Consider the following 1,947-nt stretch of genomic DNA (forward strand, 5'->3'; position numbering starts at 1 on the left):
TGTTGGAGATATAGGCCAGTATGCCTTCCCCGTTCTTGTCAATAAAATGCTGACCAAAACGAATAAACTTAATGTAGTCATCAGAGAGCGGCTGAATATTTCGCTCGTTTAGGTCTTTCTTGTAATCTGCCACTAGTTTCTCGATCCATTCGCTCTTGTTATTGCTGCTAACACTATACGGCGGGTTGCCTATAACCACCATAACTGGCGTGTCACGCTTAATGTAGTTAGCTTCGTTCGCTTCATTGGCTAAAGCGGTGGCAAATAAGGAACCAGTGTCGGGGTGGTGCTCTTCTAGGCTATTGGTAAGGTAAACCCGAAAGCGCTGGTCTTTTGTGGGCTTATAGCCCGTCTCTGACAGCAGCAAGTCTAGTTTAAGATGCGCCATTGCATAGGAAGCCATCAGCAATTCAAAGCCGTTTAAACGCGGTATTAAATGGGTCTCCACGTAATTGCTCCAGATGCCTTGCTGTCCTTTAAACTTACCGTATACGTGCTTTACCACTTCGGCTAGGAATGTGCCCGTACCTGTAGCAGGGTCAAGTATCTGCACTTTGTGCACTTCTTGTTCATACTCCCGTTGGCCCGCCTTAAATCGCTTGTCACCAGTAGGCACTTTCAGTGTCACCTTTGTCTTTGACGTGTCAGCCAAGCCCTGCGGCAGGTTAAACTCTGCCTTCAAGATGTCATCAACGGCACGCACAATAAAGTTCACCACTGGCTCTGGCGTATACCACACGCCGCGTGCCTTACGAAGCTTTGGGTCATATTCGGCTAGGAACGTCTCATAGAAGTGAATGATAGGGTCATGCGTCTGCGTGGCCTTGCCAAAGTTCTTCAACAGCGCGGCCACGTCTGTTGCCCTGAATAGGTCAGCCAACCCGTCTACTATCCACGTAATGCGGCTGTCAAGGTCATAGCCTGCAATGTACTGGAAAAGGGTTCGCAGAAATGGGTTTGACTTAGGTATTAGTTGTGCCGCTTCCTGTCGTGTGAAGGTAGGCAGGGTAGGGTCGTGTAGACGAGCCGCGAACATGCCGTAAGCAATTGTCTGTGCGTAAATGTCTGCGAACTCCCTGTTTTTAATGTCGTGTATGAGCACCTGTTTAAAGGCACCCATTTGGTCTTGCAGCGTACTGTTCTCGTGGTTCTCTTCATCGCTGTCCAGTGCCTTTTCAATTACATCGGCCAGCATACGCGCCTTACCTGCCATCATCTCTGCCAGCTTCTTAGAACTTTTAATGGTCTGGCCGTTGAAAGCGGTGAAATCCCTTACAAGGTTTTCAAAGGTTGCGAAGTTGTCAGGGAGCGGGATAATTTGCCCAAGCCGTATCTCCGCGATTTTCACGGACGTTTTAAACTCCCCGTCAATGTACAGGTGGAAGTCTAGGTAGTCCGTGATAATCAAATTGTCCAGTGAAGCACGGTAACGGTCAAACTGTTCTTTCAGGCTCTTGCTGCCTAGCTGTACGCCTATGTCTTTGGCTTCAATGTAGCCTACAGGAATGCCTTTCTTCGTTAGGATGTAGTCGGGAGCACCACAGGCTATGTGTGCAGGCTCGTTGGTCACCAGCACGTCAGGTGCCAGCGCTTCCAAAAGGTTTTGCAAGTCTCCACGGTAGCTGTGCTCTCTGGATATGCCAGTCTTGTAGCGGGTAATTACGCGAGTGATGTAGTCTTGAACGGTCATTTGTTTTCTTGTAAAGGGTGGGGTTAATGGCAAGGAGACATTGAAGGGGTCAGTGCACAGCTCCCATGCGTAATTTGCAAGTAAATCTTACTATATGCAAGTTTCACAATGCTCTAACCTGCCATTCGCATTTAAGTCCGTTTTTTCGGGAAGGCTACAAGCGGACGAACCGCATGGTTTTAGCAAAGATTTTAAATTTAAAATCTGATAGGGCGTGAAAGAAATGGGGTTCAGCCATAAACAATAGGCAAGTAGCA

The 1,947-nt window shown here is 48.0% G+C and carries 1 protein-coding gene; it reads right to left on the reverse strand.

What is annotated here, in order from left to right; translation table 11 throughout:
• The coding region (locus OB13_RS17170) for an N-6 DNA methylase (RefSeq protein WP_461491409.1) at nt 1-1,690 on the reverse strand (1,690 nt) is incomplete at its 3' end.
• Between the last annotated feature and the right edge of the window lie 257 nt (nt 1,691-1,947).

Source organism: Pontibacter sp. HJ8, assembly GCF_054824225.1.